This window comes from Azospirillum oleiclasticum (assembly GCF_013423485.1).
Taxonomy (GTDB): domain Bacteria; phylum Pseudomonadota; class Alphaproteobacteria; order Azospirillales; family Azospirillaceae; genus Azospirillum; species Azospirillum oleiclasticum.
This window is the reverse complement of the sequence record NZ_JABFFR010000011.1, coordinates 16311-42125: the sequence shown is the minus strand read 5'-3', so window position 1 is coordinate 42125 and position 25815 is coordinate 16311. Positions and strand designations below refer to the sequence as shown.

Sequence of the window (25815 nt, the reverse complement as noted above, 5' to 3'; positions counted from 1 at the left end):
CGGGACGAAGGAGGGCTGGTCGCGGTGCTATTTGCCGGCCGGTACGGCCAGCCCGCGCTCGCGGTAATACCGGGCGGCGCCGGGGTGCAGCGGCGCGTTCAGCTGGTCGGTCGCGCCCTGGAGGGTCACGGACTGCATCCACGGCGCCACCTTCTGCGCCTCGCCAAGGTTTTCCCACCACAGCTTGGTCATGTCGTGGACGAGCTGTTCGTCCATGTTGAGGCGGGTGGCGAGCCCGACGACGACCCCGGCGGCCATCACCCGTCCGGTGTTCACCTGCCCCTTGCCATAGGTGCCGGCGGGGATGTCGATGATGACGCTGCCCGGGCGCGCGATGGCGGCCTTCAACTTCTCGCTGTCGCGGGCCATGTGGCGCGGCTCGATCCCGAGGAGCCGGATCTCGCTGGTGGCGGCGATCTGCTGGACCGCGGCCGACGGCAGGTTGGCGAGGAAGACGGCGGCGTCGATCTGGCGGTCCTGGAAGGCCTGGTGCGCGGCGTTCCAGCCGAGGTTGACGACGTTGAAGTCCTTCTTCGGCACCAGCCCGGTGGCGCCTTCCACCAGATCCATCATGGCCTGGGTCGTGGCCCCGCCCGGCGGGCCGAGAAAGACGGTCTTGCCCTTCAGGTCGTCCAGGCTCTTGATGCCGCTGTCGGCGTAGGTGACGATGTGATAGACGCCGGCCGGGAAGTTGAAGATCACCCCGAGTTGGCCGGCCATCTCCGGCGCCTTGGGCACGCCGGCGAACATCTGCACGCCCTCCTTCATCGCCGCGTACATGGTCGGCGACATTGTGAAGAGGGCGACCCGGCCGCGCGCCGCATCGACCATGTGCTCGGTCGCCGCCCCGGTGGCATTGATCTCGATCCGCACCCGGTCGGACATCTTCTCATTGATGATGTTGGCGAAGGTGCTCAACACCACATAGGGCGAGCTGCCGAAGCCCAGTGTGGACATGCGCAGCATGTCCTTGGCGGCGGCGGGGGTGACGGCGGTGACGCCGAGCGCCAGGGCGAGGCCGGCGGCGGTCGCGGCAACGCGGCGGGCGAACCGCGCGGTGATGGTCATGGGGCGTCTCCTCAGTGTTGTTCTGGTTGCTTGGCGTGGTGGCGGGTCGGCGATCGTCAGGCCATGCGTTTCCAGTCCTCGGCATAGATCAGGGCGCCGCTGCCGACGAAGGCGGCGATGGCCCACAAGGGGTCGGTCTGGATGACCGCCACCGCCAGCACCGGGCGGAGCAGCCGCGACCACCAGGCAATGCGTGCCGTGGAATGGCCGGCGACCGCGGTCGTCAGCAGCCACATCGCCAGCACCACGCCGCCGACCGCCCAGGCGAGGTCGAGCAGGGAAATGTCGCCGGTCAGCGTCAGCGAGGGATGGAAGACGAAGGCGAAGGGGATCAGGAAGCCGCCCAGCGCGATCCGCACCGAGGTGACGCCGACCGCGATCGGGTTGGCCCCGGCGATGGGCGCCGCGGCGAAGGCGGCCAGCGCCACCGGCGGCGTCAGGCTGGAGAGCACGGCGAAATAGATGACGAACAGGTGGATGATCGGCGTCTCCACCCCCAGCCGCGACAGGCCGGGTCCCAGCACCAGGATGATCACCAGATAGGCGGGGACCGTCGGCATGCCCATGCCCAGGATCAGGCAGCCGACCATGGCCGCGATCAGGCCGAGGATCAGGCTGTCGCTGCCCAGCCCCCCCAGCAGGCCGGCGAAGCTGGTGCCGAGGCCGGTCAGGGTGAGGATGCCGACGATGATACCCACGGCGGCGACGGCCATGACGATCTGGGCCGCCGCCTCGCCGCCCCGGCGCAGCCCGTCGAGCAGGAGCCGCGGCTGCCGCCGCACGCCCGGCAGGAGCACCGCCGACAGCACCAGCGTCACCAGGACGGCGATCAGCCCGGACTGCGCTTGCGACCGCCCGGCCAGGATCACCCCGACGATCAGCACCAGCGGTATCAGGAACACCAGCACGCCGGGCAGGTCGGACCAGCGCAGGTCGCGGACACGCACGTCGCCCGGATCGGCCTTCAGCCCGAGCCGGTCGGCCTCCACCGCGATGGCGGCGATCAGTCCGGCGAAATAGAGCAGCGCCGGCAGCGTCGCCATCAGGCAGACCGTCAGGTATGGCACCCCGGTCAGGTCGGCCATGATGAAGGCAACCGCCCCCATGACGGGCGGTGTGAACTGGCCGGCGGAGGAGGCCGCGGCCTCGACGGCGCCGGCGAAGCGCGCCGGGAAGCCCCGCTTCTTGGCGAGCGGGATGGTCATCACGCCGGTGGCGACGACGTTCGCGGTGACGCTGCCGCTGATGGTCCCGAACAGGGCGCTGCTGATCACCGCCGCGTAGGCCGGGCCGCCGCGCGAGCCGCCGCTGAGGGCGAAGGCGACGCGGATCAGCGTCTGACCGGCCCCGCTCGCCTCCAGCACCGTGCCGAAGACGATGTAGATCAGGATCGAGGCGACCACGATCGACAGCATCTGGCCGTAGACACCGTCGAAGCTGAACCACACCACCCGCGCGACCTCTTCCGGGTAGTAGTTCAGCGTCTGCAGGGCGCCTGGCAGCCGGTCGCCGTAGAGCGCGTAGCCGATGAGCGCCGCCGCCAGTATGGCGAAGGCCGGTCCGAACAGACGGCGGGTCAGCTCCAGCACCGCCGCGACGCCGATCCAGGCGGCCGTCACCGCCTGGTCGTCCAGTTGGAAGAGACCGGTGAACAGCAGGTCCTGGATGGCGACGAAGCGCCAGGAGGCGTAGAGCAGCCCGGCGCCGATCGCCAGATCCACGGCGACGAGCAGCAGCGCCGCGGCACCACTGCGGCCGCGGGCGAGCGGCTTGGAAAGCAAGATGATGATGCCGGCGGCGAGCACGAGGCCGCTGCGCGTGTAGACCTCGTCGTAGAGACCGACCCCGGCGAACAGGATCGCCGCCAGCGTCACGCCCAGCTCCAGCGGCCAGCGCACCGCGTTCAGCAGCCATTCCAGACGGCCGGCGGGTGCCGGGGATTCGATCAGCTCGCCGGGCATGGTGGTGATGGGGGGCGTCATGGTCATGGTCCGGGCACGGTTTCGGTGATGAGCTTGGTGACGAGGTAGCTGTCGAGCCCTTCCGTACCGCCTTCGGACCCGTAGCCGCTCTGCTTCACGCCGCCGAACGGCGTCTCCGCGAGGCTGACCGCCAGCGAGTTCACGCCGACCATCCCGGCCTTCAGCGCCTGCCCGATCCAGCGGGCGCGGGAGCGCGACCCGGTGAAGGCGTAGGCGGCGAGACCGAAGGGCAGCCGGTTGGCGCGGCGGACGAGGTCGGCGTCGTCGTCGAAGCGGGCGATCGGCGCCACCGGACCGAACGGCTCCTCCGTCATCAGCAGGCTGTCGTCGTCGCTGGCGCGGACCACGGTCGGCTGCCAGAAGAAGCCGCGGTTGCCGGCGCGGCCTCCGCCGGTGACGACCGCGTGCCCACGCTCCTGCGCGTCGCCGACCAGCCGCTCCATCGCCGCCACCCGGCGCGCGTTGGCCATCGGCCCCATCCCGGTGGCCGGGTCGAGCCCGTCGCCGACGGCGATCGCCGCGGCGTGCGCGGCGAAGCGGTCGATGAAGCGCTCGTAGACGGCGCCATGCACGAAGAAGCGGGACGGCGCGATGCAGACCTGCCCGGCGTTGCGGTACTTCGCACCGGCGAGCATCGGCACCACCTCGTCGAGGTCGCAGTCGTCGTAGACGACCACCGGCGCGTGGCCGCCCAGCTCCAGCGTGCAGGGCTTGACCCCGTCGGCCGCCATCGCCGCGAGCCGCCGGCCGACCGGGATGGATCCGGTGAAGCTGACCTTGGCGATGGCCGGGTGCGGGATCAGGAACTCCGACACCTCGGCCGGGTTGCCGAACACCAGATTGAGCACCCCGTCCGGCAGTCCGGCGTCGCGGCAGGCCTCGACCAGCGCCATGGCGGTGCCGGGCGTCTCCTCCGCCGCCTTGAGGACGATGCTGCAGCCGGCGGCCAGCGCACCGGCGATCTTGCGCGCCGGGGTCAGCGCCGGGAAGTTCCAGGGGCAGAAGGCCGCCACCGGGCCGATCGGCTCCCGCACCACCCGGTGCTCGGTGTTCGGCAGCCGCGACGGAACGAGCCGGCCATAGAGCCGCACCGCCTCGTCGCCGTACCATTCGAAGATGTCGGCGGCGGCGGCAAGCTCGCCCCGGCTTTCGGCCAGCGTCTTGCCCTGCTCCAGAGTCAGGATGCGGGCGACGGCGTCGATGCGCTGGCGCAGCAGCGCGGCGGCGCGGTTGAGGACGCGCTTGCGCTCCAGCGCCGGGGTCCGCGACCAGCGCTCGAAGGCCGCCGCCGCGGCGGTGGCGGCGCGCTCCAGATCGGCCGTGCCGGCATGGGGCAGCAGGCCCAGCGTGCCGCCGGTGGCGGGGTTGATCACGGGTTCGGAACGGCCGCCGGTGCCTTCGCTCCAGGCGCCCGCGATGAACAGGCCCAGGCGCGGGTAGCCGTCGGCACCCGCGTCCGCGCCGGCACTGTGTGTCTGTGTCATGATGGTGTTCCTCGAGGCGCGGGGGTCAGGCCTGACCGACCGGAAGGGGGCTCTGGGGCTGGAGATGCAGGACCGTGTGCAGCAACCGCGCGGTCAGCTCGTCGCGCACGGGGCGGGCGGCGGGATCATCCCAGAGGTTGTGGCGTTCGGTCGGGTCGTCGCGCAGGTCGTACAGCTCGCCCCACGGCACGCCGCGGTAGAGGCTGAAGCGCCAGCGGTCGGTGACCAGGGTGCGCAGGCGCACTGTCCGGTCGAAGCCGAGGAAGGCGCGCTGGTTGTCCTCCTCGATCAGCAGCGCCTCGCGGGCGCCAGTGCCCTCCGGCCCCGAGGCCGCGGCGAGGTCCACACCCTGCATGTCGTGGTAGGGGGCGAGACCGGCCCTGGACAGGATGGTGGACGCGATGTCGATGGTGGAGCCCAGCGTGGCCGAGCGCTCGCCGCCGCGCTGGCGGGTCTGCGGGTCGTTCCAGATGAAAGGCACCCGCACCAGCCCGTCGTAATGCAGCGGTCCCTTGAGGATGAGCTGGTGGTCGCCCATGAAGTCGCCGTGGTCGGAGGTGAAGATGATCACCGTGTCCTCGGCCTGCCCGGTCTCCTCCAGCACGCGCAGGATGCGCGCGATGGCGTCGTCGATCATGGTGATGGCGCCGTAGGTCAGGGCGATGGCCTGCCGCACGTCGTTCTCGGCCACCGCCTTGATGGTCCAACCCTCGCGGTCGTTGCGGCCCTCGTCGCGCAGGCGGCGCAGCAGCCGAACCGGCGGCGGCACCTCGTCGTCCGTCGAGGCGAAGGAGGCGGGCAGCTCGATGTCCGCCGGGTCGTACATGTCGAAGTATTTGCCGGGCGGCGTGAAGGGGTGGTGGGGGTCGTTGAAGGAGCATTGCAGCAGGAACGGCCGCCCCTCCCCACCGGCGGCATGGCTGCGCAGGAACGCCTCCGTCCGCTCGGCGATGTAGCTGGTCGAGTACAGCTCCTCCGGCACCCGCGTGCGCCATGCCTGGAAATCGGAAATGCCCTTGAATGGCAGGCTGTTGGCCCGGCCGATCAGGGATTTCGGGTCGGGGTGCCGGGCCGCCAGCCAGCGGCCGTAATGGCCGTGCACGTCGTCGGCGTGCATGGCCGTCAGATCGACATGCTCGAACCCGTAGAAGGGCAGCTTCAGATCGTGGTCCGGGTCGGTCTCCCAGCGGGCCTTGGCCTCCTGCATGTAGTCGGGATGGCGGCGGTCGATGAGGTCGGCATCGCCATGCCCGGCCGGCGGCGCGCGGCGGTCGCCGTAGTCGGGCCGCTGAACCGGCGGCCAGGCGGTCATCGTCTGCAGGTGGATCTTGCCGACCGCCGCCGTCTGCCACCCCTGAAGGCGCATCAAGTCGATGAAGGTGTTGGCGGTGAGGCTGAGCGGGATGCCGTTGCAGCGCACGCCGTTTGCCGACGGCATGCGGCCGGTGACCATGGCGGCCCGGTTCGGCATGCAGGCGGGGTTGGCAACGTAGAAGCGATCGAAGGCCACACCGCCGCGCGCGATCGCATCGATCGCCGATGTGCGCACTACCCGGTTGCCATAACAACCGAGGTGGTCGGCGCGCATCTGGTCCGTAATGAACAGTAGAAAGTTCGGCTGTTTCGGCACGGGCGTCTCCCTACCCTGTTCGCTTTCCGCTGCATTGGGAACAGGATCGTTTTGTTGGCCAACATTCTATGGCCCGGCCCATAGGGAGACAAATATCATCTCAACTCATCTGATATAACGATTCGTTATGGGATATGATCTTGCCGCCCGCCATCGCGCGGGGCTATGGCTGGAATGACGGATCATCGGAACGGACAGCAATGCCCTCCATTCAGCCACCGCCGGTCTGCGCACCGCCGCGCTCGACCGTGGGCCGCCCGCGGCGCCCGGCACCCGCCGGGGCCGTCGATACCCACGCGCACGTCTTTCCAGCCGATGCGGCGGGCCGCCTGACCTCGCCCCGGACCTACACCCCCTCCCCCGCTCCGCTGGCCCAGTACCGTGCGATGCTCGACGCGCTCGGGGTAACGCACGCGGTGCTGGTCCAGCCAAGCGTCTACGGCTTCGACAACACGGTCATGCTCGACGCCCTGGGCGCCATGGCGGATCGTTGGCGCGGCGTGGCCGTCGTGCCGCCGGACATCGACCAGTCGACCTTGACCGCCATGCATGACAGCGGCGTGCGTGGCGTGCGCGCCAACCTGATGTTCAAAGGCGGGCTGACACGGGACGCGCTCGACGAACTCGTCCGCCGGATCGCGCCGCTCGGCTGGCATCTGCAGGTGCTGGCGGATGTCAGCGCCAGTCCGGACCTCCTGCGGGTCCTGTCGCTCCTGCCCGTTCCGGTGGTGTTCGACCATATGGGCCATGTGCCGGCCGGGCGGGGTCCGGACGATCCGGGCTTCCGGGCGATGCTGGATCTGCTGCGCCGCGGGCGTGCCTGGGTCAAGCTGTCCGGCGCCTATCGGCTGACCGCATCCGCAGACCCGTCCTATCCGGATGTCGCGCCCGTCGCCCGCGCCATCCTGGCCGAGGCGGCGGATCGCGCCGTGTGGGGAAGCGACTGGCCCCACCCGCACATCGACACCGCCATGCCGGACGATGCGGCGCTCCTCGATCTGCTCGACGACTGGACCGCGGACGCCGACACGCGGCATGCCGTGCTGTCCGGCAACGCCCGCCGTCTGTACGGTTTCGACCTCTGACGGTCGCCGTCACCGGCCGCCGATACCGGGGGACCCGCTGGACGACGCGCTGCGCAGGGCGTTGAGCAGGATGCCGATGGTGGTGCCGTTGTGCAGCACCGCCGTGCCGACCGGGGACAGGAAGCCCAGCGCCGCGGCGCCGAGGATGGCGGTGTTCAGGCCGACCGTCAGGCGGTAGTTGCGGTCGATCAGGGCCATGGCGGCGTCGGCCGCCTCCTTGGCATCGGCGACCCGCTCGATGCGGTCCTCCAGCAGCGCCACGTCGGCGGTCAGGCGGGCGATGTCCGCCCCCTTCTGCATGGCGATGCCGACATGGGCCCCGGCCAGCGCCGGCGCGTCGTTGATACCGTCGCCGACGAAGGCGATGCGCGCGCCGTCCCGGCTCATGTCCTCCAGGATGCGGGCCTTGTCGGAGGGCAGCAGGTCGGCGTGGAAGCCGTCGAGCTCCAGCTCCGCGGCCAGCTCGGCGGCGCGGTCGCGATGGTCGCCGGTCAGCATCAGGACCCGCGTCACCCCGGCCCGCCGCAGACGGGCGATGGTCGCGGCGCTGGTCGGGCGCAGGCTGTCCTTCAGCGCCAGCACACCCACAAGCACGCCACCGAACCCGATGAACAGCAGAGTCTTGCCATCACGGTGGAGGCGGTCGATCTCGGCCCTGTGCGCCGAGGTGTCGATGCCCTCGTCGTCCTCGATGAAATGGCGCGAGCCGACGACGATGCGCTTGCCGTCGATGACGCTCGCCACCCCATGCGCGACGATGAACTTCACCTCCTGATGATCGAAGTGATGGTTGTGGGTCGCACGGGCGGCGGCGACGACCGCCATGGCGAGCGGGTGGAAGTAATGCTCCTCCACCGACGCCGCGAGGCAGATCAGGTCGTCGGGACCGTAGGCACGATCGAAGGCGATGGAATCGGTGACCTGGAGGACGCCGGTGGTCAGCGTGCCGGTCTTGTCGAAGACCACGGTGTCGGCCTGCGCCAGCCGCTCCAGGGCGTTGGCGCCCTTGATGAGGATCCCCGCCTTGCCGGCCGCGTACATCGCCGATTTGAAGGCGACCGGCGTCGCCAGCTTGAGCGCGCAGGAATAGTCCGCCTGCAGGACCGACGCGGCGCTGCGCCAGTTGCCGGTCAGCAGCCAGGACGCGCCGGCGAGCTTGAGGACGGTCGGAACCAGCCGGTCGGCGAGGCGGGCGGCGTCGAGCTGCGCCTCGCTCTTCACGGTCAGCGACTGCTCGACATAGTCGGCGATGCGGGCGGCGGCGGTGCGGCTGCCCACCTGCTCCGCGTAGACGACGAGCCGCCCCTCCTCCATCAGGGTGCCCGACAGCACGGCGTCGCCGCGCTGCTTGGCGACCGGTGCACTCTCCCCGGTCATGGCCGCCTCGTTGACGGTGGCCTCGCCGCCCAGGACGGTGCCGTCGACCGGGATCACGGCGCCGGCCCCGACCACCACGCTGTCCCCCACAGCGACGGTGCCGACGGGCACCAGCGTCTCCGCGCCGTCGCGCAGGACCCACACCTCGTCGCTGGATGGGCGCAGCAGGTGCTTCAGCAGTTCGTCCGAGCGGCGGGCGATGGACTCCTCCATATACTCGCCGAGCGCCAGCATGAAGAGGGTGGTGTTGGCCGCCGTGACGTCGCTCCGCGCCAGCGAGATGGACACCGCGGCAGCCTCGAGCACATGCGAGTTGATGCCGTCGCGGGCGTAGATGCCGGCCCCCTGGCGCAGCAGCGGCAGCGCCGCAGCCAGCGACAGCGGCAGGCGCAGCGGCATGGGGAGCAGGAAACTCCCCACCAGGGTGGCGAGGCTTGCGGCCACGGACCCGGCATGACCGCCCGGCGCCGCCGCCGGCGGGTCGGCCGCCGCACCGGCCGTCCGGGCGGAGATCGGCCGGGCGGGGACCGGCAGGGCCGTGATGGCGCGGCACAGCGTCCCGGCGTCCGTGGCGGTGCGGTCGAAGCGGACCACCAGCGACCGCGCGGCGCGGTTGACCCGCGCGGTCTCGACTCCCGGCAACTCTTCCACGGCCCGCCGCAGGGCGGATTCGTCGGACGGTGTGCCGGGCCGGAAGGCGTAGCGCAGACGCACGCGGCCGGGCACTTGGTGGACCGTGTCCAGCCCGTCGACCCACGCGGCCCCGGTCATGACGCTCCGGCCTGTTCCGCCTCCAGCTCGGCCTGGAGGTCGGCGGCCTGCTCCTTCATTTCGGCGAGCCCGCCGAGCAGGCTGGCGTAGAGCTTCAGACCGGATTTCATGACACGGCCGCGCATCTCCTCGTCGGACAGGAGATAGGCCGCCGCCCCCCCGACCAGGACACCGACCAGGAAGCGTTCGGATCCGCGCGCCGGCAACAGACCGGCCAGCCCGCCCAGAAGGCCCTGGGCCTGCCCCATCCCCATGCCACCGCCGTTGGCCGCCATCGCGGCCTGCAGCATGCGCTGCTGCTTCTTCAGCGCCTTCTTGGTCTTCTTAGCCATGGCTGTCCTCATGTCGCGGCGGGGCATCCGCCGGGTTCAGCAGTCGTTCGACGGCGGCCACGCCAGCCGCTCCGGCGGCCACCGCCAGCACGAGGGCGGCGTAGTCGCGGGTGCGCAGGGCGTCGGCGGCGGCCGACGCGGCGGCGAGCGCCGCACCGCCCTGCAACGCGTGGCGCAGGATCCTCCGCCCGTCCGGCCGGCCACCTTCGGTCCAGCGGCCCTGCACGGCCGTGAGCAGGCCGGTCGCCACCAGCCCGCGGGTGAAATCGGTGACGCGGCCGCCGGACGCCAGCGCCAGCCGTTCCCGGCGCTTCATGCGGCACCGGCCGCGGGAGAAGGCGGGGCGGCGGACGGCGGGGCGGCGGACGGCGGAACGGCGGCATCGGGGGCCGCGACCGTCCCATCCTCCGCCGGAGCCTGCGCGGGGTCGGCGGGCGTGTCCGCGGGGGCCACGATGAGACGGGAGCGCAGGTCGGCCGAGGTCCGCTCGATCGCCAGCAGGCTGGTGATCGTGGCCTCGCGCACCGCGGTCTGTGCCTTGCCCGCACCGGCCTGCACGGTGGCCCCGACGCCCGCGACCCCATCCCGGACGGCGGCCGTCCGGTCCCTGGATACCACGGCGTTCTTCACCAGCCGGACACCGACGGCGCCGGCGATCACACCCGTGAAGAAGGTGATCAGCGGAAACATGATGGACTCCTTATCCATGCCGGCGGGATCACCGCCCCGTCCGGCGTACGGTGACGGCTCAGACCCGCACTTGGCCGAGCCCGGCGGTGACGATGCGCAGCAGCGTCTGCGCCGCGGCGGAGAGGTCGCCGCGGAGCAGGTCCGGCCACGCGGTGGGGGGGATCACCGACGGGTCGTATTCGATCGTGCAGGACCGGGCGAGCGGGTTGACGGAGACCGTGCGGATGCCCGGCGACCCGCCGAGCGCACGGCGCAGGGCATCGACGTCGCCCGCCGCCGCGGCGAGCCCTGCGTCGGGCGCGGCGTCCAGCTTCAGCCGCACGCGCCCCGGAATATGGTGCACGATGCGCAGGGAGGCCGACAGGCGGCGGATCAGGTCGATGGGCGCCATGGTGTCGCCTTCGGTCATTGGAACAGGCGTTTGCGCTGCACGGTCATGTGCACGAGCATCAGCGCGACGAACAGGGTGCCGGCACCCGCGTGCAGGCGCTTGCCCACGGCGAGCGCCGCGAGCGTCGCCGCCATGCTACCCATCATCCCGATCTTGGCGGCGCGGTTGATGCGCCGTTTCAGGTCCGGGACCTCTCGACCGTGGGCCGGTGGCGGCCCGGCTTCGGGATCGGCCGCGGGCGCGTCACCCGGATGCAGCACCGGTTCCAGCGCGGCGGTCACAGCGGCCTCGACGGTCGCCGGGTCGAGCGCGGCCGGGTCGTAGAGAACCAGCAGGCTGCCGACGGCCGGATTGCTTTCGGCGACGCGGAGTCCCTCAAGCTGCGCCAGCCGAGCCGCCGCGTCCCGCAGGCGGTCGGGCTGGCGCAGCAGCGGGTGGCGCAGGCGGATGCGCCCCGGCAACGCCGAGGCGATCGGCGAGGAACGTCCGGTCATGTGGTGGCTCCGTGCGTGTCCATGATGGGTCGCCGTCGGCAATGGGTCGCACCGTTGATGAGATTGCCTCTCATCTCGCTCGCGCCGACTATAATATCCCTTCTTAAATTGTGGTAAAACACGGCGTTCGCGCGGATCCGTCACGCTCCCGGCGCATGAAATACCGCGCTCGACCGTATCAGCCACTGCGGTCGAACCGCCGGGCGGGGCGGGGGTGCGACATCCTGCCTCCCCTAAATGCGAATGCAAATGACTTGCATCTTCAAGATCAAGTTGGCAAAGCTTGGTCATGCCTATCCGGAAACGGATCGGCGGCGGATGGATGGAACCTCGGGATGGTGGAATTCCTCATGCACGGCCTAGCTGTGGTCGCAACGGTGGCCGGTGCGGTCTGTCTCTATCTGACCGCACCGCGGCAACTGTGGCTGCCCCAAGCGCTTCCCGCGGGCTCCGGCCGCGCGGTGGGGTTGGCCGGGTTGCTGGAGGGATGGCTGCTGTGGGCGGTGCTGCTGCGCCCCGCGACCGCGCTGTTCGTCAGCCTGACGGTGGTGATGGTGCTGCTCACCGCCCTGCCCTTCGCCGCCGCGGCCATTGCCGCCACCCGCAATCGGCATGGGGCGTGAACGATGGCCGATGCCCGTCACCCCGCCCGACCGCCGCAGCCCCCGATCCGCCGGGACTGGTGGAGCAAGAGCTTTGCCGGGGTGCTGCTGGGGTTCACCCTGGCGATCGCCCTGTCGGGGCTGGTCACCTGGGTCGGCCCCGGCGGCCCGCTGGCGATGAACAAGTTCCAGTTCACCATGTGGATCGTCGCCCCGGTCTGGCTGGGGGTGGTCAGCTTCTGCTTCCTGTTCCGCAGCGGGCTCCGCGCCTGGCTGTGGCTGGGCGGGGCCAACCTGCTCGCCTACGCGGCGCTGCTGGCGAGCCGCGGCCCCCTGCCCCACTGACCGAACCGCCCGCGCGGCCCGCAACACCCGAGAGCGCACCCCGAGCCATGGCCATCCGCACCGATGTCGTCCGCCTCTACCGCGAGGTCCACACCTGGACCGGCATCCTGACCGGGCTGATCCTGTTCGTCTGCTTCCATGCCGGCGCCCTGACCATGTTCAAGGAGCCGCTGGAACGCTGGATCACGCCGCCGGCCGACGCGGCGCCGGCGGCTTTCGAGCGGGCGGCGGACCTGATCACGATCACCAAGGCCCTGCGCCCGAACGTGACGGATTTCACCCTGGCGGTGGAGCCGGTGCTGACCGGGGACGCGCCGCTGCGCCTGACCTGGACGGACGAGCGCATCGACCCGGCGCCCTGGGCGGCGACGCTGGCGCCCGACGGGACCGTCACGGTCGACCGGCTCGACCCGTCCGGCATCGGCCTGCTGGTGGATGTGCTTCACCGCACCGCCGGCATTCCCGGCGACCTGGACATCGGCACCATGGTCACCGGGATCGCGAGCGCGCTCTACGTGGTGGCGCTGGTGTCGGGCGTCATCATCCTGCTGCCCTCGCTGGTCAAGGACTTCCTGGCCCTGCGCGTGACCGCCAACCTCAAGCGCCTGTGGCTGGACGCCCACAACGTCCTGGGCCTGATCAGCCTGCCCTTCCACATCGTCATCGCGCTGACGGCCGTGGTGTTCGGGCTGCACGACCAGATCTACGACGCGCTGGACGAGGTCGTCTATGACGGGCGGATGCGCACGGTGATGGTCGCCAGCAGCCCGTTCCGCAGCGTGGCCAAGGACACCACACCGGCCGCCATGCTGCCACCATGGGAGTTCCTGCACCGCGCGCAGGCGCTGTCGCCCGGCTTCCATCCGGTCAGCCTGGAATACCACGACGCCGGCACCCGCGCGGCCACTGTGCGCGTCTGGGGCCACGATCCGCGCCATCTGGTGCGGCGCGAGGGGTTCGTGCTGATGGGGGCGGTGGACGGCCGCATCATCGACACCGAATACATGCCGGGTCACCAGGGCGGCTGGTCGGCCACCGTCTCCACATTCTTCGCGCTGCATTTCGGCAGCTTCGGCGGCGAACTCGTGCGCTGGTCCTACTTCGTCCTCGGGCTGGCCGGCGCGCTGCTCTTCTACACCGGCAATCTGCTGTGGATCGAATCGCGGCGGCGCACCGAGCGGCGGGCCGGCGGGCCGGTGATGCAGAGCCGGGCCACCAGCCTGCTCGCCGCCGGAACGGTCGGGGTCTGCCTGGGCTGCGTCGGCGGTCTGTCGGTGACCATAGCCGCCGGCAAATGGCTGAACGGCACGGTGACCGATCTCCACGCCTGGCATTGGGGGATCTATTACGCGGCGTTCCTGGGGGCCTGCGGCTGGGCCTTTCTGCGCGGTGCCGCGCGGGCCGGTGTGGAACTGCTCTGGGCGAGCGCGGCGGCGACCGCAGCCATCCCCGCGACCTCTCTGCTCGGGTGGCTCCTGCCCGCGCTCGGGCCGTGGGGTCCGGGGGGACTTATCGGCGTCGATCTCGTGGCGCTGGCCGGTGCGCTGGGGCTCGGCGGGATGGCGCGGCTTGCCGGGCGCCGCGCCCGGCGGGGGCCGCGCGACAGCGTCTGGTCTGCCCGGACGGCCCCCGTGGACCGGGTCCTGGCCGTGCCGGCCGCCGAGTAGACGGGAGTCACCGTCCGGACACGGGCGACAGAGCCGCTTGCGCCGGTGCACCGACGGGGTCGTCGGGGCGTGCCCTTAAACACGTCCTGATTGCTGAATGCGTCGGATATTACCTACTAATAATGTGCAGATCCTGCGGCTTATATCCATTGCAGGGCTAAGGGATATATGGTACCCACCAAAAGGAAGAAGTTGCGAGTGAATCGCATTTGCATCTGGTCGATCAATGATCGGCCGATCGTGATCAGGGGAACATCGACATGATCAATCGCACGGCGGGGGCTTGTGCACAGGACGGGACGGCGGCGAACGCCGCGTCGGTCTCGATGGTGATGACGGCCGCGGTGGGCGCGGCGCTGGTGGCGGCGACCCTGGCGGGGGGATTGCCGGCGCGGGCACAGACGGCGGCCCAGCCGGCCACCGACGAGGCGCAGGACCAGGGGGTCCACACGCTGGGACCGGTGACGGTGACCGCGACCGGGACCGCCCAGAGCACGCTGACGGCACCGGCCTTCACCACCGTCATCACCGCCGACGAGCTGCAGAAGGAGGCCGTGGCCGCCAGCGGCCTGCCGGAGATCCTGAGCCGCACCGTCGGCGTCAACGACAGCACCGACGCCATCGGCCGTGACGAGGTTGTGGTCCGCGGCATGGGCGCCAACTACACCCTGATGCTGGTCAACGGCCGCCGGGTGTCCACCTCCGACGCGCTGTGGCGGGGCGGCGACTTCGACTACCACGCCATCCCGCTGTCGGCGATCGAGCGGGTGGAGGTCGTGCGCGGCCCGCTGTCGTCGCTCTACGGCTCGGACGCCATCGGCGGTGTGGTCAACATCATCACCAAGAAGCCGACCGATCGTTGGATCGGCGAGATCGGCACCGATTTCCGCGTCGTTCCCGACGGCCGCGGCGGCAGCCAGTTCCGCACCAACCTCTACGCCGCCGGTCCCATCGCCGACAAGGTCGGCGCCACCATCGCCGCCGAATACTTCAACCGCCTGCCCTGGTACCACGATTCCAAGAACAACGGCACCGTGCCGGTGCTGGAGAAGAAGCGGCTGAAGAATTTCGCCTCCACCCTGACCTGGGACGTCACCGACAACCAGGCGGTGGACGTCAACTACAGCCTGAACCACGATTTCCGGCCCTACAACGTCTATGACCGCTGGAGTTCCTACAGCGAGCAGGAGGTGCTGCGGCACACCGTGGGTCTGGCTCACCGCGGCACTTGGAGCTGGGGCGATACGCTGGTGGAGGCCAATTACGAGGATGGCCGCATCGACGACTACAACACCTCCTACAACGCGCCGCAGCAGCGGCACCTGAAGGAGAAGAACCTGTTCCTGCACGGGCGTGGCAACTACCAGCTCGGCTTCAACCGCTTCACCGCCGGCGCCGAGCACCGCAAGCAGACCGTCGAGGATCCCAACACCTTCCTGCAGACCGGACGCTCCGAGATCGCGCAGAACGCCGTTTATCTGCAGGACCAGATCAGCCTGACCGACCAGCTCACGTTCACCGTCGGCAGCCGCTACGATCATCACGAGATCTTCGGCGGCAAATTCACCAGCCGCGCCAACGTCGTCTACGCACTGACCGACACGCTGTCGCTGAAGGCCGGCGTCAGCCAGGGCTACAAGGCGCCCGACGCCTACCAGCTCAGCAGCGAATACAAGGTGATCAGCTGCGGCGGCCGCTGCTTCCTGTCCGGCAACCCCGACCTGGAGCCGGAGACCAGCACCAACTACGAGATCGGCCTGGAGACCCGGCAGAAGCGTTGGGACGCCAGCGTCGTGCTGTTCAAGAACAAGGTCAAGGACATGATCCAGGCGGTCTATGACCCGGTGACCGTGTCCCGCGAATGGCAGAACATCAACAAGGTCGACATCTCCGGCGTCGAGGTGACGGGCTCCGTCAACATCACCGATACGGTGATGGCGACCGGCAACTACGCCTATCTCTACACCGACAACGCGTCCGGCGCGGAGCTCGAGAACCGTCCGCGGCACAAGGTGAACGCCGCCCTGACCTGGCTGGCGACGGACATCGTGAGCACCACCGTGTCGGCGAGCTACACCGGCCCGCAGATCGAAGGCGCGGAAAAGATGCCCGGCTACACCATGCTGAACTGGGGCGTCAGCGCGGACATCACCGACAGCTTCCGCGTCGGGGCCGGCGTGCGGAACATCACCAACGTGATCCTGTCCGAGAAGAACACCGGCTTCCAGACGGTCGAGGTGGGGCGCAACTACTACGTCTCCGCCAACTACCGCTTCTGATCCCCGCGCCGCCCGTCCCCGGTGCGTCCGGGGGCGGGCGTTCCTTCCCGTCACGCCGTCCCGGCCTCGCCGCCGGGCACCGACGGCGCAGCGGAGGCCGCCCCGATGTTTCCGAATTTCCTCGTCGATGTCAGCCTGTTGAGGACCAACCGCGATTTCCGCCGCGTCCTGATCGCCCGCACCATCTCGCTGCTGGCGCTCGGGTTCCTGTCGGTGGCGGTGCCGGTCCAGGTCTACGGGCTGACCGGATCCAGCCTGCATGTCGGCTTCGCCGTCGCGTTCGACGGCGCCGGCATGTTCCTCGGCCTCATGTTGGGCGGGGTCCTGGCCGACCGCCAAGACCGCCGCCGCCTGATCCTGGCCGCGCGCAGCGCCTGCGGGATCGGGTTCCTGGGGCTGGCGGTCAACGCCCTGCTGCCGGCGCCGTCGCTGGCGGCGATCTACGGTCTGGCCTTCTGGGACGGGTTCTTCGGGGCGATCGGCGTCAACGCGCTGTTGGCGGTGATGCCGCATCTGGTCGGCCGCGCCAACCTGATGCAGGCGCGCGCGCTGGGCATGCTGTCGATGCGCGTCGCCACCATCCTGGCCCCGGCCCTTGGCGGCCTGCTGATCGCCGGGGTCGGGGTGGCCTGGGTCTATCTCGCCACGGCGCTCGGCACCGGGCTGACCGTGCTCACCCTGCTCGGCCTGCCCCGCATGATGCCGGAGGGTGGCTCCGTCGGCAATCCGTTCCGCGCGATGATCCAGGCCTTCGCCTTCCTGGCCGGGCACCCGGTGATCCCGGCCGTGGTGGCGCTCGGCTGCCTCTCCACCCTCGCCACCTCCATCCGGATCCTCTTCCCGGCGCTGGCGCAGGACGTGTTCGGCGGCGGTGCCTTCGAGACCGGGCTGATGTACAGCGCCGTGCCGGTCGGTGCGACCTTGGGCGCGGCGCTCAGCGGCTGGGCGTCGCGGGTCGAGCGTCCGGGCCTCGCCATGGGCGGCGCCTGCCTGGGCGCCTTCGGCTGCGTCGCGGTGATCGGCACGGGCGGCGGCCTGTTCGTGGCGCTGCCGGTGCTGGTGCTGTTCGGATACGCCACCTCCATCGCGTCGCTGCTGGAATACGCCATGGTCCAGGGGCACACACCCGACCATCTGCTGGGCCGCGTCAACAGCCTGTGGACCGCGCAGGAGGTGTTCGGTGACAGCGTCGGCACGGTCGGCGTCGGGCTGTTGGCCCGGCTGCTGGACCCGACCGCCGCCATCCTGCTGCTCGGCCTGGGGGCGCTGGCGACGGCCGCCGCCGTGACCGCCGTCGCCGGCCCGATGCGACGCGCGCCGATGAGCGATCCGGCGCTGGAAGGATCCGCGTCATGAAGCGGGTGCTGCCGGTGCTGCTGGCCGCGGCGCTCGCCGCCCCCCTGCCCGCCGCCGCCCAGATGCGGGTGAAGGTGACCCCCGTCGTCGCCGCCCCCGTGCAGCAGACGCTGCAACTGCCGGGCACCCTGGTGTCGCCACGCAGCAGCGCGCTGGCCGCGCGGGTGGAGGGCCATGTCGACAGCCTGCTGGTCGAGGTCGGCGACCGTGTCGCCGCCGGACAGCCGCTGCTGCGGCTCGACGACACCATCGCCCGGCTGGAGCTGGAGCGGCTGGAGATCTCGCTCGCCGAGGCCGAGCTTATACAGCGCGACGCCCAGCGGCTGGCCCGCGAGGCGGAGGCGCTGGCCGGCGCGCAGAGCATGTCGCGGTCGCGCTACCACACCCAGCTCGCCCAATCCGCCATCGAGGAGGCGAAGGTCCGCCAGATCCGCGCCGCCATCGCCATCCAGCGCGAGCGGGTGGCGCGGCACGGGCTGGCCGCGCCCTTCGCGGGCGTCGTCACGCAACGCCGCGCCGAGCGCGGTCAATGGGTGGGGGCCGGCGATTCCGTGCTCCAGCTCACCGCGACCGATCCGCTGCGCGTCGACCTCGACATGCCCGAGCGCCACCACGGCCGCGTCGCCGCCGGCACGCCGGTCACCGTGCTGCCCGCCGATGCCGAGGGTGACGCCGCCATCGCCGGCACCGTCGAGCGGGTGGTGCCGGCCGCCGATCCGGTCAGCCGCAACTTCCGCGTCCACATCGCGCTCGCCAACCCCGACGGCCGGCTGATGCCCGGCATGTCGGCGCGGGTCACCGTCGCCCTGGGCCACGCGCCGGGGTCTTCCGCCATCGCGTTGCAGGTCCCGGCCGACGCGGTGGAGCGCCGGCCGGACGGCAGCGCGCGGGTCTGGGTGGTCCAGCGCGGCGGCGACGGGTCCGTCGCTCGACCGGTCTCCGTGCGCACGGGCCGCCATGTCGGCGACCGGGTGGAGATCGTCAGCCCCGACCTGCGCCCCGACGATCTGGTGGTCGTCCAGGGCAACGAGGGGCTGCGCCCGGACCAGCCGGTCGTGCCGGACATGGTCGGCTGACGAGGGGCGCCGCGGCATGACCCGCCTGATCCTCCGCAACCCGCTGGCGGCGCTGGCCGCCATCCTGATCCTGTGCCTGCTGGGCGCGGTGTCGGTCTTCCGAATCCCGGTGCAGATGATCCCCGACATCAGCCCGCGGCGGATCGTGGTGGAGACCAACTGGCCCGGCGCCACCCCGCAGGACGTCGAGCAGGAGATCCTGATCGACCAGGAGACGTTCCTGCGCGCCGTGCCCGGTCTGGTCCGCATGTCCTCGACCGCCGATTTCGGCGGCGGGATGGTCGAGCTGGAGTTTCCTCCGGGCGTCTCCATCGACGAGGCGCTGATCCACATCGACAACGCCCTGTCGCAGGTCACCGACTACCCGGAGACCGTGGACCGCCCGCGCATCCTCGCCGAATCCTCCTCGGACGAGCCCTTCCTGTTCTTCGGGGTCGAACGGCTGGACGGCGCCGTGGACGCCGCGTCGATCCAGCGCGAGACGAACTGGATCGAAAACGTCCTGCGGCCGCGGCTGGAGCGGGTGCCCGGCGTCTCCAAGGCCGAGGTGATCGGCGGTGCGGCGCAGGAGATCCACATCGAGCTCGACCCGCTGAAGCTGGCCGCCCGCGGCATCAATGTGGGCACGGTGCGCGACGCCATCCGGGCGCGCAACCGCGACGTCTCCGGCGGCGACCGGGATTTCGGCAAGCGCCGCTATTTCCTGCGCACCATCGGCCGCTTCGCCGACCTGGAGGATCTGGCCGCGCTGACCATCGCGCGGGAGAACGGCACCGCCATCCGGCTGCGCGACGTCGGCACCGTGGCGCTGGCCACGCGGGAGGCGCGCAGCCTCGCCTTCGCCGACGGCCGGCCGACCCTGCTGGTCACCATCCGCAAGCGGCCGGGGGCCAACGTGATCGCCGTCAAGGACGCGATCACCGCCGCCGTGGACGAGCTGAACCGCCACGCGCTGAAGGAGCGCGGCCTGGTCATGCGGCTGCTGTCGGAAGACGTGCGCTACATGGTGCGGTCGATCGACAACGTGCTGAACAACCTGATCGCCGGCGGGCTGCTGGCGGGTCTCGTGCTGCTGCTGTTCCTGCGCTCCGTCCCGGCCACGGTGGCGGCGGCGGCCAGCATGCCGGTGTGCACGCTGGCGACCCTGCTGGTGCTGGCTGCGACCGGCCGCACCATCAACGTCATCTCGCTGTCCGGCGTCGCCTTCGCCATCGGCATGACGCTGGACAACAGCGTGGTGGCGCTCGACAGCATCGCCCGCCATCTGCGCATGGGCAAGACCAAGGCGGTCGCCACCGCGCACGGCCTCAAGGAGGTGTGGCCGGCGATCCTGTCCTCCACCCTGACCACGGTTCTGGTGTTCCTGCCGGTGATGTTCATCACGGTGGAGGCCGGGCAGCTCTATTCCGACATCGCCATCGCCATCACCGGGGCCGTGATGACCTCGATGCTGGTGGCGCTCGTCCTCGTCCCCATCGTCGCCAGCCGTTGGCCGATCGCGCCCCCGGAGCCGGAGCGGCGCCGGACGGACGGGCCGCTGGCCGCCGCCATGGGCTGGATGCTGGGCGGCGTGTGGCGGGAATGCGCGATCCTCGGCGCGACCGCCGCGGCCATGGCGGCCGTCCTGCTGCACATGGTGCCGCCGGCCGAATATCTGCCGGAGGGCGAGGAGGCGACGGTGTTCAGCTTCATGTCCGCCCCGCCCGGCTACAACATGGAGACCATGCTGGAGGTCTGGCGCCGCATCGACCCGGTGCTCAGCGGCCGCGTCGGCGCCGCCGCGGACCAGCAGGCCGACGGCGGATTCCCGCCTCTGCGGGTCAACCTCAGCTTCATCCGGCCGGGCTTCATCCGCTTCGTGACGGAGCCGATGGACCCGGCCGACACCGACGCCCTGATCGCCACCATCACCCGGCGGATGCGGGAGATCCCCGGCATGCGGGCCTTCGCGGCGCGCGGCTCGATCTTCTCCGGCAACAGTGGTGGCGCCCGCGCCATCAGCCTGGAGCTGGGCGGCGGCGATCTGCGGACGCTCTACGCCACCGCGCTGACGGTGCTCGACCGCGCCGGCGACCTTTTCCCCGACGGGCAGGTCAACAGCGACCCTTCGCCGCCGACGCTCGCCATGTCGCAGCCCTTCCTGGAGCTGCACCCGGATTGGGACCGTGCGGGGGAGATGGGCATCGGGCTGACCGAGCTCGGCTACACGCTGCGCGCCTATTCCGACGGCGCCTTCGCCGACGAGTATCTGCTGGACGACGAGAAGCTCGACATCCAGCTGCGCATCGCCGACGGGGCCGCCCGCGACCGCCGGGGCTTCGCCGATCTGATGCTGCACACCGGGCGCGGCACGCCGGTCCCGCTGTCCAGCTTGGCGGAGCTGCGGGAGACCGTCGGCTCCTCCAGCATCACGCGGGTGGACGGGCTGCGCACGGTGACGCTGACCATCATCCCGCCCCGCTCGGTGGCGCTGGAGACCGGCATCGAGACGGTGCGCCGCGAGCTGGTCGACGCCCTGCGCGCCGAGGGCGTGATCCCGGACGGGATGATCACCCGCATCGCCGGGGCCGGCGGCTCGCTGGACGAGCTGCGCTCCGCCATGTCCGGGGGGTTCCTGCTGGCGATTGCCATCACCTATCTGGTGCTGGTCGCCGTCTTCGCCCATTGGGGCTACCCGCTGATCATCATCGCGGTGGTGCCGACCGGCATCGGCGGGGGGCTGATCGGGCTGTGGCTCTACAACGCCGCGGCCGGTCTGTGGGAGGGCTTCGGCACGCCGCAGCCCTTCGACGTGCTGACCATGATGGGCTTCCTGGTGCTGGTCGGCACGGTGGTGAACAACCCCATCCTGATCATCGAGCAGGCGGCGGAGAACCGGCGTCGGCTCGGCATGCCGGGTGCCGAGGCCATCACCGACGCGCTGCGGAGCCGGATGCGCCCGATCCTCATCACCACCGTGACCAGCATCGCCGGTGTGGTGCCCATGGTCCTGGTGCCCAGCGCCGGGACCGAGCTGTACCGCGGCCTGGGGCTGGTGGTGCTGTGGGGGCTGCTGGTGTCCACCCTGGTGACCGTCACCGTCCTGCCGGTCGTGCTGTCGCTGGTGTTCCGGCTTTCCGACCGGATCGCGGAGGCGGCACAGTCCAGACGCGTGGAGATCCGGTCCTGACCATCGGTTCCGGATCGAGCGGATGCGACGGGCACCGCCGACGGGAAATTCTTACAGGAAATTCATAAACCACTTGCAAGGCACCAAATTCGCCCATAAAATGATAATAAGAATCATTCGCAACCAAGTACGATGGTAGGCCGCCCCCGCCGCCGCAGGTCCGGGGGTGGATCGCGCCCCGGCCAAGGGCCGCAAGCCACGCGGATTGCCACCGATGCCAACGCCATCCGCCCTTGCGGATGACCAGTGGAGGCCCCGTTTCCATGGATGTACTAGCCCTGCCCCTCGGGGAGCGGCCGCAAGCCGACCGTTGCGACCCCGATTTCCTGTTCGCCTCGCGTGGCCGTGTCCTCAGGGCCTACGGCGTGGACGAGCGGATGGACGTAGCGCTCGAAGACCGCGCCTTCACCGACGGCCAATGGGAGGAGGCGCTGGACCGCGCGTTCCGCCGTCGCACGGCCCGCGGCATCGACAACCCGATCCTGGTCGGCGCCATCCCCTTCGACAGCCGCCAGCAGGCGCGCCTGTTCATCCCGCAGCGCTACGACCACGAGGACACCGCGCGGCTCGCGGCGCCCGCCACGCCGGACACGGCGCCGGCGGAGCTGGCCGCCGTCGAGGAGACGGTCGGCCGCGGCGCCTTCGAAGAGGCGGTGGGGCGCGCCATCGACCTGTTCCGCGACACCCCCCTGCGCAAGGTGGTGCTGTCGCGCCCGCTCGATGTGGAGGCCCGCGGCGTCTTCTCTCCGGGTCGCCTGCTGCGGACGCTGCTGCGGCAGAATCCCGGCGCCTACGTCTTCGCCGCCCCCGTCGCCTACGGGCAGACGCTGGTGGGGGCGAGCCCCGAGTTGCTGATCCGCAAGACCGGGCGCACCGTGGTCAGCAACCCGCTGGCCGGCTCCGCCCCGCGCAGCGCCTCGGCGGAGGTCGAACGGCAGCGCACCGCCGCCCTGCTGGCGTCGGCCAAGGACCGGACGGAGCACCGCTATGTGGTCGATGCCGTGCGGGCCGCGCTGGCCGGCCATTGCAGCCGGCTGGCGGTTCCCGACGAGCCCAGCGTGATCCGCACGCCCACCATGCTGCACCTGTCCACCGAGCTGACCGGCGAGCTGGCCGACCCCTCGGTGTCGTCGTTGCGGCTCGCGCACGCCCTGCACCCGACACCCGCCGTCTGCGGCACGCCGACGGAGCTGGCCCGCGAGGCCATCGCCGGGCTGGAGGGCTACGCCCGCGGCTGGTACAGCGGCATGGTCGGCTGGATGGACAGCCGTGGGAACGGCGAATGGGCACTGTCCATCCGTTGCGGGCTGGTGCAGGGGCGGTGGCTGCGCCTCTACGCCGGGGCCGGCATCGTCGCCGAATCCACCCCCGCGGCGGAGTGGGAGGAGACGGCGGCCAAGCTGGCCACCATGCTGAACCTGTTCGGCGTCGGCGCCGGCGAGGCCGCGGTGGAGATGGCGTCGTGAGTGTCGCCTTCACCCCCTGGCCGGCGGAAGTCGCCGCCCGCTACCGTGCGAAGGGCTACTGGACCGGCGATCCGCTGACCGATGTGGTGGAGCGGCACCAAGGTGCCGCGGCCGAGGCCACCGCGATCCTCTGTGGCGAACGCCGCTTCCGCTACGCCGACGTGCAGCGCCTGTCCGACCGGCTGGCCGCCGCCTTCCAAGCCCGCGGCTTGCTGCCCGGCGACACCGCGCTGGTTCAGCTGCCGAACCGTGCGGAGTTCCACATCCTCTTCTTCGCCCTGCTGAAATGCGGGGTGGTGCCGGTCAACGCGCTGAACAACCACGGTGCCTTCGAGCTGTCCGCCTACGCGCGCCAGATCGAACCGCGGCTGGTGGTGCTCGCCCGCAGCCATCCGCTGGTCGCCATCGACCCGGCGGGGTCGCTTCCCGGCTCGCTGACGGCCACGCTGGCGGGCATGGTGGGGCCGGATCGGCTGCTGCTGCTGGGCGACCCGGTGGAGGATGTCGTCGGCGCCTTCGCCTGGGCGGACGGTCAGGCGCTGTCGGCGGCCCCGGACGCCCGGCCGGACCACAGCGTCGATGCGTCGGGCGTGGCCTTCTTCCAGCTCTCCGGCGGCAGCACCGGGACGCCGAAGCTGATTCCGCGCACCCACGACGACTATCTCTACAGCGTGCGGCGGAGCGTCGAGGTCTGCGGGCTGGACGCCGGCTGCCGCTTCCTCTGCGCCCTGCCGGCGCCGCACAACTTCACGCTCAGCTCGCCCGGCGCGCTCGGCGTGTTCCACGCCGGCGGCACGGTGGTCATGGCGGGCGACCCCGGCCCCGCCACCTGCTTCCCGCTGATCGCGCGGCACCGCGTCACCTGGGCGGCGCTGGTGCCGCCCATGCTGTCGGTGTGGCTGGATGCCGCCCCCGGCACCACGGCCGACCTGTCGAGCCTGGAGGTGGTGCAGGTCGGCGGCGCCAAGCTCAGCCCTGCCGTCGCCGAACGGGTGCCGGAACGGCTGGGCTGCCGCCTGCAGCAGGTGTTCGGCATGGCGGAGGGTCTGGTGAACTACACGCGGCTCGACGACGACCCGTGGACGGTGGTCAACACCCAGGGGCGCCCGATGAGCCCCGACGACGAGGTCCGCATCCTCGACCCGGCCGGCCGGCCGGTGCCGCAGGGCGCGGTGGGGGAGCTGTGGGCCCGCGGCCCCTACACCTTCCGCGGCTATTACAAGGCCGACCAGCACAACGCCCGGGTCTTCGACGCCGAGGGGTTCTATTGCAGCGGCGATCTGGTCTCCATGACCGCCGACGGCAACCTGATCGTTTGCGGTCGGAACAAGGACCAGATCAACCGCGGCGGCGAGAAGATCGACGCGCAGGAGGTGGAGGACGTGCTGGCCGCCCACCCCGCCGTCGGCCACGCCGCCATCGTCGCCATGCCCGACCCACTGATGGGGGAGCGGAGCTGCGCCTTCGTCATCGCGGCGCCGGACACCCGTCCGTCGGAGCTGCGCCGCTTCCTGCGCGGCCAGGGGCTGGCCGATTTCAAGCTGCCCGACCGCTTCGTGTTCGTCGCCGACCTGCCCAAGACCGCCGTCGGCAAGATCGACAAGCAGACCCTGCGCGAGCGGGCCAAAAGCGTCCCCTCCCAACACGCCCACACCGGGACCGCCCAGACGGAGGCCACCGCACCATGACCATCCGGACCATCGCCCCCTACGCCCCGCCCTCCCCCGCCGAACTGCCGCAGGACAAGGTGTCCTGGAGCTTCGACCCCGGCCGCGCGGTGCTGCTGATCCACGACATGCAGGACTATTTCGTCGGCTTCTACGGCGACGGGAATCCGGCCATCGCCGGCTGCGTGGACACCATCGCGCGGCTGAAGCGCCACCTGAAGGCGCTCGGCGTTCCCGTCGTCTACACCGCGCAGCCGGCCGTGCAGTCGGACGCCGACCGCGGCCTGCTGAACGACATGTGGGGGCCGGGGCTGACTCGCAAGCCGGAGCAGGCCGGCATCGTCGCGGCGCTGGCACCCGACCCCGACGACCGGGTGCTGACCAAATGGCGCTACAGCGCCTTCTTCCGCGCGCCGCTGGCCGAGATCCTGGCGGAGTCTGGGCGCGATCAGCTCCTGATCTGCGGCGTCTACGCCCACATCGGCGTGATGCAGACGGCGGTCGAGGCGTTCATGCGCGGCATCAAGCCGTTCCTGGTCGCCGACGGCATCGCCGACTTCACGCGCGACGACCACCTGATGGCGTTGCGCCACGTCGCCCGCAACGCCGGGCGGACGCTGCATTCCTCCAGCATCCTCGTCACCGCGGCCGAGCCGCTGAGCAAGGACGAGCTGCGCCGGACGCTGCTCGCCACGCTCGACGAGGTGCCGGGGGACGACGACAACCTGCTGGATTTCGGCATCGACTCCATCGTGGTGATGCAGCTCATCGACCGCTGCAAGGCGGCGGGGATCGCGGTGGACTTCGCCGAGCTGGCGGTGCGGCCCACCATCAACGGCTGGTGGGGGCTGATCCAGCCCCGCCTCGCCCTGGCGGCGTGAGGG

20 protein-coding genes and 1 pseudogene are annotated in these 25815 nt (G+C 70.9%); 11 read left to right on the top strand and 10 right to left on the bottom strand.

From position 1 onward, the window contains the following. Nucleotides 1-27: 27 nt before the first annotated feature. The 4 genes and pseudogenes from HL658_RS14035 to HL658_RS14020 all read right to left on the bottom strand — a co-directional run bounded on the left by HL658_RS14035 (nt 28) and on the right by HL658_RS14020 (nt 6164). Complete coding sequence (locus tag HL658_RS14035; RefSeq protein ID WP_180282718.1) at nt 28-1068, bottom strand: TAXI family TRAP transporter solute-binding subunit; 1041 nt, start codon at nt 1066-1068, stop codon at nt 28-30. Nucleotides 1069-1187: 119 nt separating this feature from the next. Further along, a pseudogene (locus tag HL658_RS14030) lies at nt 1188-3029 on the bottom strand (TRAP transporter permease); the annotation flags it as partial. Nucleotides 3030-3052: 23 nt separating this feature from the next. Further along, the gene (locus HL658_RS14025) at nt 3053-4534 is read right to left on the bottom strand and encodes an NAD-dependent succinate-semialdehyde dehydrogenase (RefSeq protein ID WP_180282716.1); all 1482 of its coding nucleotides are present in this window, start codon (nt 4532-4534) and stop codon (nt 3053-3055) included. Between the two features lie 25 nt (nt 4535-4559). Further along, complete coding sequence (locus tag HL658_RS14020; RefSeq protein WP_180282715.1) at nt 4560-6164, bottom strand: sulfatase-like hydrolase/transferase; 1605 nt, start codon at nt 6162-6164, stop codon at nt 4560-4562. A gap of 200 nt (nt 6165-6364) precedes the next feature. Between HL658_RS14020 and HL658_RS14015 the strand changes: the two genes are divergently transcribed. Continuing rightward, complete coding sequence (locus HL658_RS14015) at nt 6365-7249, top strand: amidohydrolase family protein (protein WP_180282714.1); 885 nt, start codon at nt 6365-6367, stop codon at nt 7247-7249. Between the two features lie 9 nt (nt 7250-7258). Here HL658_RS14015 and HL658_RS14010 read toward each other — a convergent pair whose 3' ends face one another. The 6 genes from HL658_RS14010 to HL658_RS13985 are packed head-to-tail and all read right to left on the bottom strand — an operon-like array spanning nt 7259 to nt 11304. Then, nucleotides 7259-9397: a heavy metal translocating P-type ATPase gene (locus tag HL658_RS14010; protein ID WP_180282713.1), complete on the bottom strand. Its 2139-nt coding sequence runs from the start codon at nt 9395-9397 to the stop codon at nt 7259-7261. Then, entirely contained in the window at nt 9394-9729 is a 336-nt protein-coding gene (locus HL658_RS14005; protein WP_180282712.1) for a YtxH domain-containing protein, read from the bottom strand. The genes HL658_RS14010 and HL658_RS14005 overlap by 4 nt, the downstream gene beginning before the upstream one ends. Beyond that, the gene (locus tag HL658_RS14000) at nt 9722-10045 is read right to left on the bottom strand and encodes a hypothetical protein (protein ID WP_180282711.1); all 324 of its coding nucleotides are present in this window, start codon (nt 10043-10045) and stop codon (nt 9722-9724) included. The genes HL658_RS14005 and HL658_RS14000 overlap by 8 nt, the downstream gene beginning before the upstream one ends. Next, nucleotides 10042-10419 (bottom strand): hypothetical protein, encoded by a 378-nt coding sequence (locus HL658_RS13995; protein WP_180282710.1) that lies wholly within the window; start codon nt 10417-10419, stop codon nt 10042-10044. The genes HL658_RS14000 and HL658_RS13995 overlap by 4 nt, the downstream gene beginning before the upstream one ends. A gap of 58 nt (nt 10420-10477) precedes the next feature. Next, a complete protein-coding gene (locus HL658_RS13990; RefSeq protein ID WP_180282709.1) occupies nt 10478-10810 on the bottom strand; it encodes a heavy-metal-associated domain-containing protein in 333 nt (110 codons plus the stop codon). Nucleotides 10811-10824: 14 nt separating this feature from the next. Further along, nucleotides 10825-11304 carry an HMA2 domain-containing protein gene (locus HL658_RS13985; protein WP_180282708.1) on the bottom strand — a complete coding sequence of 160 codons (480 nt, stop codon included), beginning with the start codon at nt 11302-11304 and terminating at the stop codon, nt 10825-10827. A gap of 335 nt (nt 11305-11639) precedes the next feature. On the opposite strand from HL658_RS13985, the gene HL658_RS13980 reads away from it, so the two are divergent. From HL658_RS13980 to HL658_RS13935, 10 genes are all read left to right on the top strand, one after another. After that, nucleotides 11640-11927, top strand: a complete 288-nt coding sequence (locus HL658_RS13980) for a hypothetical protein (RefSeq protein WP_180282707.1) — start codon at nt 11640-11642, stop codon at nt 11925-11927. Nucleotides 11928-11930: 3 nt separating this feature from the next. Beyond that, nucleotides 11931-12251 (top strand): hypothetical protein, encoded by a 321-nt coding sequence (locus HL658_RS13975; protein WP_180282706.1) that lies wholly within the window; start codon nt 11931-11933, stop codon nt 12249-12251. 47 nt (nt 12252-12298) lie between these two features. Next, the gene (locus HL658_RS13970; protein WP_180282705.1) at nt 12299-13918 is read left to right on the top strand and encodes a PepSY-associated TM helix domain-containing protein; all 1620 of its coding nucleotides are present in this window, start codon (nt 12299-12301) and stop codon (nt 13916-13918) included. A gap of 260 nt (nt 13919-14178) precedes the next feature. Then, the gene (locus tag HL658_RS13965; RefSeq protein WP_246337604.1) at nt 14179-16197 is read left to right on the top strand and encodes a TonB-dependent receptor domain-containing protein; all 2019 of its coding nucleotides are present in this window, start codon (nt 14179-14181) and stop codon (nt 16195-16197) included. Nucleotides 16198-16302: 105 nt separating this feature from the next. Beyond that, nucleotides 16303-17553 carry an enterobactin transporter EntS gene (gene entS / locus HL658_RS13960; protein WP_180282704.1) on the top strand — a complete coding sequence of 417 codons (1251 nt, stop codon included), beginning with the start codon at nt 16303-16305 and terminating at the stop codon, nt 17551-17553. Beyond that, nucleotides 17550-18629 carry an efflux RND transporter periplasmic adaptor subunit gene (locus tag HL658_RS13955; protein ID WP_180282703.1) on the top strand — a complete coding sequence of 360 codons (1080 nt, stop codon included), beginning with the start codon at nt 17550-17552 and terminating at the stop codon, nt 18627-18629. The genes entS and HL658_RS13955 overlap by 4 nt, the downstream gene beginning before the upstream one ends. A 16-nt stretch (nt 18630-18645) precedes the next feature. Next, nucleotides 18646-21798, top strand: a complete 3153-nt coding sequence (locus HL658_RS13950) for an efflux RND transporter permease subunit (RefSeq protein ID WP_180282702.1) — start codon at nt 18646-18648, stop codon at nt 21796-21798. A 263-nt stretch (nt 21799-22061) separates the two neighbouring features. Beyond that, nucleotides 22062-23264, top strand: coding sequence for an isochorismate synthase (locus HL658_RS13945; protein ID WP_180282701.1), 1203 nt, complete (start codon nt 22062-22064; stop codon nt 23262-23264). Further along, on the top strand, nt 23261-24952 hold the full coding sequence (locus HL658_RS13940; protein ID WP_180282700.1) for a (2,3-dihydroxybenzoyl)adenylate synthase: 1692 nt from the start codon (nt 23261-23263) through the stop codon (nt 24950-24952). The genes HL658_RS13945 and HL658_RS13940 overlap by 4 nt, the downstream gene beginning before the upstream one ends. Beyond that, a complete protein-coding gene (locus HL658_RS13935) occupies nt 24949-25812 on the top strand; it encodes an isochorismatase family protein (RefSeq protein WP_180282699.1) in 864 nt (287 codons plus the stop codon). Before HL658_RS13940 ends, HL658_RS13935 begins: the two co-directional genes overlap by 4 nt. Nucleotides 25813-25815: the final 3 nt, after the last annotated feature.

Coding starts and splice junctions, on each gene's coding strand:
- HL658_RS14035 (WP_180282718.1), bottom strand. CDS start 1,068: ATGACCATCACCGCGCGGTTCGCCCGCCGCGTTGCCGCGACCGCCGCC.
- HL658_RS14025 (WP_180282716.1), bottom strand. CDS start 4,534: ATGACACAGACACACAGTGCCGGCGCGGACGCGGGTGCCGACGGCTAC.
- HL658_RS14015 (WP_180282714.1), top strand. CDS start 6,365: ATGCCCTCCATTCAGCCACCGCCGGTCTGCGCACCGCCGCGCTCGACC.
- HL658_RS14010 (WP_180282713.1), bottom strand. CDS start 9,397: ATGACCGGGGCCGCGTGGGTCGACGGGCTGGACACGGTCCACCAAGTG.
- HL658_RS14005 (WP_180282712.1), bottom strand. CDS start 9,729: ATGGCTAAGAAGACCAAGAAGGCGCTGAAGAAGCAGCAGCGCATGCTG.
- HL658_RS14000 (WP_180282711.1), bottom strand. CDS start 10,045: ATGAAGCGCCGGGAACGGCTGGCGCTGGCGTCCGGCGGCCGCGTCACC.
- HL658_RS13995 (WP_180282710.1), bottom strand. CDS start 10,419: ATGTTTCCGCTGATCACCTTCTTCACGGGTGTGATCGCCGGCGCCGTC.
- HL658_RS13990 (WP_180282709.1), bottom strand. CDS start 10,810: ATGGCGCCCATCGACCTGATCCGCCGCCTGTCGGCCTCCCTGCGCATC.
- HL658_RS13985 (WP_180282708.1), bottom strand. CDS start 11,304: ATGACCGGACGTTCCTCGCCGATCGCCTCGGCGTTGCCGGGGCGCATC.
- HL658_RS13980 (WP_180282707.1), top strand. CDS start 11,640: ATGGTGGAATTCCTCATGCACGGCCTAGCTGTGGTCGCAACGGTGGCC.
- HL658_RS13975 (WP_180282706.1), top strand. CDS start 11,931: ATGGCCGATGCCCGTCACCCCGCCCGACCGCCGCAGCCCCCGATCCGC.
- HL658_RS13970 (WP_180282705.1), top strand. CDS start 12,299: ATGGCCATCCGCACCGATGTCGTCCGCCTCTACCGCGAGGTCCACACC.
- HL658_RS13965 (WP_246337604.1), top strand. CDS start 14,179: ATGATCAATCGCACGGCGGGGGCTTGTGCACAGGACGGGACGGCGGCG.
- entS (WP_180282704.1), top strand. CDS start 16,303: ATGTTTCCGAATTTCCTCGTCGATGTCAGCCTGTTGAGGACCAACCGC.
- HL658_RS13955 (WP_180282703.1), top strand. CDS start 17,550: ATGAAGCGGGTGCTGCCGGTGCTGCTGGCCGCGGCGCTCGCCGCCCCC.
- HL658_RS13950 (WP_180282702.1), top strand. CDS start 18,646: ATGACCCGCCTGATCCTCCGCAACCCGCTGGCGGCGCTGGCCGCCATC.
- HL658_RS13945 (WP_180282701.1), top strand. CDS start 22,062: ATGGATGTACTAGCCCTGCCCCTCGGGGAGCGGCCGCAAGCCGACCGT.
- HL658_RS13935 (WP_180282699.1), top strand. CDS start 24,949: ATGACCATCCGGACCATCGCCCCCTACGCCCCGCCCTCCCCCGCCGAA.